At 71.3% G+C, this 324-nt stretch carries 1 protein-coding gene; it reads right to left on the reverse strand.

Annotated features, from left to right (window positions below):
- Positions 1-324 (reverse strand): FAD binding domain-containing protein (locus tag AKL29_RS45425; protein ID WP_244482356.1); only part of this gene is annotated, 324 nt, incomplete at both ends.

A 324-nucleotide genomic window follows, 5' to 3' on the forward strand; every position in this document is an offset into this window, starting at 1 on the left:
AGCGCCTGCGCGGCAGGCTGAACCAGCAGCGCGGTCGGCGCCACCGCGCCGAGGCCGACACGGGCCGCGGTGCAGACGCCATCCTTCAAGGTCAGGCTGACGCCGATGCCGACCACCGCGATATCCATCTCGGTGCGCGGGATCATCCGCAGGTAGGCGTCACCCGAGCCTTTCGGCCGCGGCGGCAAGGTGAAGCTGACCAGGATCTCGCCCGGCTTGAGGTTGGTGCGGCCAGGTCCGGCCGGCACATCCTCAACCTTGATGTCCCGCCGGCCATCCGGCCCCTGCACGGTGACGACGGCGCCCGCTGCGATCATCGCCGGC

It is taken from the genome of Bradyrhizobium pachyrhizi, assembly GCF_001189245.1.
Lineage (GTDB): Bacteria > Pseudomonadota > Alphaproteobacteria > Rhizobiales > Xanthobacteraceae > Bradyrhizobium > Bradyrhizobium pachyrhizi.